This window comes from Methanomicrobium sp. (genome assembly GCF_055145805.1).
Window position 1 is genome coordinate 1 of the sequence record NZ_JBSREC010000130.1, and the last position, 7138, is coordinate 7138.

At 37.3% G+C, this 7138-nt stretch carries 8 protein-coding genes; 3 read left to right on the plus strand and 5 right to left on the minus strand.

The features are described 5' to 3' along the window. Positions 1-231: 231 nt before the first annotated feature. The 5 genes from ACTB1O_RS11870 to ACTB1O_RS11890 form a co-directional block, all read right to left on the minus strand. The gene (locus tag ACTB1O_RS11870) at positions 232-1251 is read right to left on the minus strand and encodes a hypothetical protein (RefSeq protein WP_462995353.1); all 1020 of its coding nucleotides are present in this window, start codon (positions 1249-1251) and stop codon (positions 232-234) included. Between the two features lie 65 nt (positions 1252-1316). Further along, a complete protein-coding gene (locus ACTB1O_RS11875; RefSeq protein WP_462995354.1) occupies positions 1317-2246 on the minus strand; it encodes a hypothetical protein in 930 nt (309 codons plus the stop codon). Next, the gene (locus ACTB1O_RS11880) at positions 2247-3404 is read right to left on the minus strand and encodes a restriction endonuclease subunit S (protein WP_462995355.1); all 1158 of its coding nucleotides are present in this window, start codon (positions 3402-3404) and stop codon (positions 2247-2249) included. Positions 3405-3555: 151 nt separating this feature from the next. Continuing rightward, positions 3556-5013, minus strand: coding sequence for a class I SAM-dependent DNA methyltransferase (locus ACTB1O_RS11885; protein WP_462995356.1), 1458 nt, complete (start codon positions 5011-5013; stop codon positions 3556-3558). 163 nt (positions 5014-5176) lie between these two features. After that, entirely contained in the window at positions 5177-5326 is a 150-nt protein-coding gene (locus ACTB1O_RS11890; protein WP_462995357.1) for a hypothetical protein, read from the minus strand. A gap of 138 nt (positions 5327-5464) precedes the next feature. Between ACTB1O_RS11890 and ACTB1O_RS11895 the strand changes: the two genes are divergently transcribed. From ACTB1O_RS11895 to ACTB1O_RS11905, 3 genes are all read left to right on the plus strand, one after another. Next, entirely contained in the window at positions 5465-6145 is a 681-nt protein-coding gene (locus tag ACTB1O_RS11895) for an MBL fold metallo-hydrolase (protein ID WP_462995358.1), read from the plus strand. 116 nt (positions 6146-6261) lie between these two features. Then, positions 6262-6738 carry a MarR family winged helix-turn-helix transcriptional regulator gene (locus tag ACTB1O_RS11900; RefSeq protein WP_462995359.1) on the plus strand — a complete coding sequence of 159 codons (477 nt, stop codon included), beginning with the start codon at positions 6262-6264 and terminating at the stop codon, positions 6736-6738. A gap of 56 nt (positions 6739-6794) precedes the next feature. After that, a partial coding sequence (locus ACTB1O_RS11905; RefSeq protein ID WP_462995360.1) for a class I SAM-dependent methyltransferase occupies positions 6795-7138 on the plus strand: 344 nt, incomplete at its 3' end.

Consider the following 7138-nt stretch of genomic DNA (forward strand, 5'->3'; position numbering starts at 1 on the left):
GACAAGCCTCCCTCTCTGCTCCAATTGTGGGTTATTATAATGCAAAGTAATTTGGAAATTATGGATAACTGACGGCTGATGCTACCCGGAAGGGTAGCATTCAGGCCGGCATATCATACTGCGCAAGCCCTGAGGTCAGGGCGTGTTCGCGGAGCGAAGCGATGCGAACTGCGGGTTGCCTGAAAAAATTAGTTAGAAGGTATTGCAATTTGCGATAGCAGAATGAAAAAATTATTCTTTATTGTCCTGAAGTTCTTTCTTTTTTCTAATGTATTCATCAATTTCTTTTTTGTTTGAATAGATATCCCTTAAATTTGATTTTAATTTGTAATTTAGAATCTGTAAATTACCTTTATCTGTTGATAATTCTTGATTTTTCTCAGAAACAAGCATATCGCACAATGAATATTTATCAGATTCATCTTTTTGACAATTGCAGTGAAATTGTTTGATATATTCTTTTTTTGTAATGTTCATATTTTTAAGATCAATGTAAAATAGAGGTCTGTCAGTAAGATCAACCGAGCCTTTTGTTCCGTGCCCGAATATCCATAAATTGACAACATTATTATTTTTTATAACATCTATTGCTTCCTGTCTTTTAGAACAGAAATAAACTCTAAAAGGTTCTGTTTTATTATTGAAAAGTTCACTTGCAAGATACAATCCGCAACTATATGAGATGTCATTAAGCCTTTTGAGATTGAATGGAATTATTATTCCTGTGTGCTTTTTCTCAGACTGATATTCAAAAGATTTGTTAACATGATATTTTTCTGAGAGAAATATTGAAAAATAATCTTTGATCATTAAGAATCCAAACAATATTAGAATTGCACTAATAGTGAGGATAGCGGTGATAGAGATAAATGTTAAATTTGTAAATAAATCAAATGTGTAAAATCGGTATATTGTCAAACTTTTATCCTGAAGATTATACAAAAAAGGGCATATAATGATAAAAAAAAGCAGGTATATCAGGTTTTTTCCATTGGATTTTTTGAAATAAATTAAAAGTAAAAGAATAACAGAAATCAAAAGTGCAATGTAAAGAAATGGGTAAATCATTTCCTTTGAAAAAGAATATACACTGTTTAAAAGTAAAAATGGCTTTAACTGTATCAACAATAAGAGTCCAAAAGAAAACATTCCCAATCCTAAAATGAGATCATACAATTTTTCGATACGAAGCTTTTTGAGCGCTTCCAAATTAGATAATTCAGGATTTTTTGGAGTATAAGATTCTGGCATTAGTTAATTTTTATATTGCTATTCAAAATATTTTTGTATGGGTTTTTGTCAGGAAAATAAAAAAATCAGAGAATTGTTGCTTTAATTCTGTTTACAAGTCTTTCTTTGAGGTCATCTTCATCATCCCAAAGAATAAGATTGTCGTGATCTATATCAAAATGCAATTTGTTAATTTTATTTCCTGTATTATCTGTTTCGTCAAACCACGATTTTTTGCAGGTTTTTATGACATTTAATCCCAGTCCCTTTGCATAACCTGCCTCGTAATAAACACCAAGATTATTCTCTGTAAAATCGGAAATGACAAAATGACTGGTCTTAATCTCTGTAATTATTTTATCTGTGATGTCACCATTGTGTTCAGTTTCATCAACAGTGAGTGCAGTAAATCCACATTCTTCACAGGCAGGTTTGATTGAGTTGTCACGTAATGATTTCATTTCTTCATTAAATTTCATTGCAACAAAAACTGTCTTTGACTGGTTGCTTGAAATTAATGATTCACAGTATTGCAGCCCTTTTAGTGTGAATCTGTAATTAGAACCTATTGCATATTCCAATTGATTCTGATTTGTTGCCAAGTACCCTTCATTTACAAGAGCCTTTAACATCAAATCAATTTCAGATTTGTTTATTGCATATCCTGCTGCAGGAGGTACATCTGCATAGTTAAAGTTTAAACTGAATCCTCCATCAAATTTGTAATATGAAAGCAACAATTTGTTTAATTTTTCAATTGAAGTTTTAGGGATCAGGGGATCTAAAAGTATTTTTTCAACGATTTCGCGATTAATCTCCGGAATATCAAAGGAATGACGCTTTTCATATAGGTATCCTGCAACAATATGACGATTTCCATCATGTACTCCTGATCTATTTTCGATGTAAAAATTACCACAATTTTGACAGTAATATTTCTTCATACCTTTTGTGGGTTTGTGAAGGAATGTACATTCAAAATTACATATTGGACATTGAGTCTTATCATCAGCCATTTAAACCTCCTCAAAATACTTCTGCATCAGGGCGTTATAATTCATCTCCAGCTTTTCCAGACCGGATTGCAGGAGGGATTTTTGGGTTTCAATAGCTTCAATAACATTGGCAAATTGAATCTGGAGATCAACTGGTGGTAATATTGTCTCTAATTTTTCAAGTTGTGATTTAGTAATTGCTTCTCTTGTTGCTCCGCCTGCATTACTAAGAGAGAGAAGTTTTTGTTGATAATTGATATTTACAAATACATTGTTTATAAATTGACAATTTGCAAATTTTTTATTTAGCCGAATAATTGAAACGTGCTGATTGACACGTGCAGGTAAAATATTGTCTGGAACTATACATGATCGGGCTACTGAAGCACCTGTAATATTGATTAAAACATCATCTTTCTCAACTACTACATTATCTAATTGAGATGCCTGTTTATCATCAATAAATGCTAAATCTAATAGTTTGAATCTCCCATTATGAACATTCATGCTACGAATGAGATGTATTCCCTCTGTTTTGTAACTCTCTTTTCCACCTCTGGGTGTAGCTCCTGAACCGATCTTGGTCGTAATATCTTTAAGTTGAACAATCTCCCACCCCATCGGATTCTCCACCGGATCACCAAACATCTCAACAAACAGACTCTTCGCAAGCAAATCAAGAAGTCCAATCTGCTTCTTTCTCTTCTCAATCAGCGACGAGGCAAGGTCAAGCGATTCGGCAATCCGGCGCTGCTCGTCGAGTGGGGGAAGGGGGATTAATGTTTTTTCCATTTCACTTTTAGTGGTATGAATCATAGCAATTCCATGACCCCTATCCTTGATTTTTCCTGCACTATCCTTCAAAAAAAAGAATAAATAGTTTTTATCTATATAATCAGTGAGTGCGATTTTCCAAATATGATAATGATAAATTACTTTTTGCCCTTTCCATATTTTAGGACCAAATGATGCTGACCATGCAAATAATAAATCCCCTGATTCACAATATTTGTTGGCATCTAATTCTAAATCAGAGTAATACCAGTCTTTATTTGAAAAAAAATTGCCAACTCTTAGTACTGGATATTTACCTTTTTTTAATAGTTCATCTTGCTTATATGCACGACCATTTATTATGGTTGCAACATCCCCAAGTCTCACCATATTCCACTTACTCACGCTGATCTTCCCTCCGGCATTTCTCTAAGTTCTACCTTGGGACAATTTGTCCCCCCGTAGCTTATTGAATGAATATATGTCAGGCTCAATTCTCTACGCAGTGCGTAGAGTTTTGTCTTATTGGAAATGTCAACAGGAAATACAGGATGACTCACTCAAGCATCCCCTCAAGCTCGTCAATTCCCTTTGTGATTTCGTTTTCGAGAGAGCGGATTTCTGCAAGAATCTCTTTTGGTTTTGGGTATTCTGTCTTCTCGTAGATGATTTTTTTGTATTTGTTTATGGAAAGGTCATAGCCGTTTTCTGCAATCTCATCCTTTGGCACAAGAAAACTCTTCTCTGTTCTCTCGCGGCTGATTTCTTCTTCCTGTGAGTGGAAGCGTTTAATGATGTCCGGAATATCGTTTTCTGCGATTTTTGCACGCTTGTCATCCAGTGAAAATCCTTCGGCCTGCATGTCATAGAACCAGACATTGTCTGTTCCGCCAGCATTCGTCTTTGTAAAGATTAAGATTGCAGTCGAAACCCCGGCATAGGGTTTGAAGACCCCGGACGGCATCGAGATTACCGCCTCAAGCCGCTGCTCCTCAATAAGCATCTTTCTGACAGCCTTATGTGCATTAGATGAACCGAACAAAACCCCGTCCGGAACGATAACACCGCAGCGTCCCCCGGTCTTTAACATCCTGACAAACAGGGAGAGAAATAAAAGCTCAGTCTTTTTGGTCTTCGCAACTTTCAGGAGATCTGCTGATACGATATCATAGTCTAAAGATCCCTTAAAAGGCGGATTTGTGAGAATTACTGAGTATTTATCTGCATCAGGATTCTGCTCCGATAAACTGTCGCGGTATTCTATATTCGGATTTGTAATTCCGTGCATCATCAGGTTCATTGCACCGATACGAAGCATAGTCCTGTCCATATCGAACCCGTAAAACATCCTGTTATGATAGTTATCCTTAATCTTCGGATTGTACCATATCTCATCGCGGTGATTCTCAAGGATGTATTCCCCGGCGCAGACCAAGAATCCGGATGTACCGCACGCCGGATCGCATATGATATCCTCGGGTCCCGGAGATAAAAGCTCAACCATCATTCTTATAATGTGACGCGGCGTTCTGAACTGACCGTTTGTTCCCGCCGTTGAAATCTTTGAGAGCAGATACTCATACAGATCGCCCCTTACATCACGCTTTGAGATATCCATCTCATCAAGCGCTGTTACAATCTTTTCAAGAAGAAGAGGAGTCGGGATCTTGAATATTGCATCCCCCATATATTTCGCATATGCACTGTTTTTGTCGGCGTGAAGGTTTTTTATAAACGGAAAGACCTCTGACAAAACAACATCATACATCTTCGGAGCAGATAAATCCCGAAACACAGACCAGCGAAGAGAATTTTTATCCTTTGGAAACAGGCTCTCAAACGGAGCATCAAGCATCAAAGATTCCTTCTCACGAATCCTGTCAGTCTCATCAAGATCACGGATAAACATCAGATAAGTTATCTGTTCAATAACATCCAGAGGATTTGTAATACCCCCCGTCCAGAACATATTCCACAGGGAATCAACTTTATTCTTCAGTTCACCGGTAATCATTACATGAATATTATGCAGTCCGAATGAATAACTATGACGAGTCATTAAGGATATGTTTTCAAAACTTCCCCGCTAAACCGGAAAAGATTATCTAATCAAAAACAACCAGACCAAAATCCCAACAAACCCAAATACTCCTGCCCGTAAACTATCATTCAATGAATTATTCCAAAAGAGACATTGTAACTATCGCTGCAAGTCTTGCTGCAATTTTTATAAGCATAATTAACATCATCACAGGCGTCAGCCTGTTTGGAACCTGAATCACCCATGCACCCGGGATTGTGCTCCCGGGTGTGATTTTATATTCCATAATGTCTGCAAAGATTGTGCAGAAAAGAAATCTTGTGAAAGGTGTTTAAAAAAAGATATTTATCAGTAAATATTAAAAAAGAGTGTTAGACTGATATTGCTTTTTTTGAAAAGCAGAAAATATATGGGGTGAATTAAAATGGAAATTCTTCCACACCTGTACCGGGTTGACGGAGTTAACGGCAACTGCTATATTCTTGAAAGGAACGGGCTAATCCTGATTGACACCGGTTTTTCCCGCAACAGCAAAAAGATTTTCTCCTTTATCGAGAATGAACTTAAAGGAAAACCGGAGGATCTGAAATACATTTTCCTTACCCATTACCACCCCGATCACGCCGGAAATGCGGCAGAACTTAAAAGAATCACAGGCGCAAAGGTTGGCATACATGAGGCGGATGCTGATTATCTTGCCGGAAAAAAATTAATGCCTCCGCTAAAAGGTTTAAAAGGCAGGTTAATGGAGCTTCTCCTGCACCTGTGGCCGTGTGAGCCGGTGACTCCTGATGTTCTTCTAAATGAAAGTGATGGCATATGCGGGCTTTACTGTATACATACTCCCGGGCACACGTCGGGCAGCGCTTCTTTTTATGATTCAGAGCTCAATGCTCTTTTCTGTGGTGATGCAGTCATAATTAAAAACGGGAAGGTTGCTAAACCTCCATATTATGCTACTTCTGATATGGCCTGTGCAATAAAATCCTTAAAAAAATTATCCCTTTTAAATTTTGATATCCTGTTATCAGGCCATGGTGCACCTCTAAGACCCTGTGCTTCAGAAAAGGTTTTTGAGTTCTGTCGCACTATAGAAGAACAGTAATCTATTTTTTATCTGGTTTTATATCGGATGTCAAAATTATCTCAAACTATCAGAAAGATTATATGATTAAGCAACTTAACCATATGCTATACTGTTGCAGTCGGGGAATACAAAATATGGATGAGAGAACGGACAGCCGGCATTTTTTAAAATTATCTGAGAAATGGGTGCGGATTGTCAGTAAAATTGACGCTAATGAAAGATCCCCCAGGGATTTTGGTACTGGAGACCTTCTTCACTGTTCGGAGATTCATATAGTAATGGCGATTGGGAAAAATCCCGGAATAAATATAACCGCCCTCTCCGCGATTCTCGGAATTTCAAAAAGCGCTATTTCACAGATGGCAAACCGGCTTGAAGGAAAAAACCTTATAGAAAAATTCCATGATGAGGGCAATAAAAAGGAGATAAAACTTCGCTTAACGCCTGCAGGGCATATTGCATATCTTGGGCATGAGCATTACCATGCAAAGATTTATGCGGCTATGTATAAAAGACTCGGCAATCTTGAAAGTTCTGAATATACTCTTATTCTCAGGTTTTTATCTGCAATTGAAGAGACATTTGACGAATTCGAGAAAAAAGATGATTGAATTTTATTTAATTTTATATTGTTAAGATAGTTCACAAAATATGCAGGAAAAAAATTATGACAGAATCAAAAACAGACATCAAAGAGGCAGACAATATCTGCCGTTTTTCATCTCTTCATGTGATGATGCTTGACAACAGGCTTCGCAGGTTTCTTTTAAACCCGGAAAAACTTCTAAAAGATAAAATCAGGCCGGGGATGACGGTAATAGATATCGGGTGCGGGCCTGGGATTTTTACAGGGGCAATGGCAGAGCTTGCAGGAGATAAAGGGACTGTAATTGCCTGCGACGTTCAGGAGGAGATGATAGAGTATGCAAAAAAAAGGTATAAAAAAAGCGGCATTTACGGGAGGATAAAATGGAATGTTTGCAGTCCGGGTTCACTTATGATAAAAGAAGA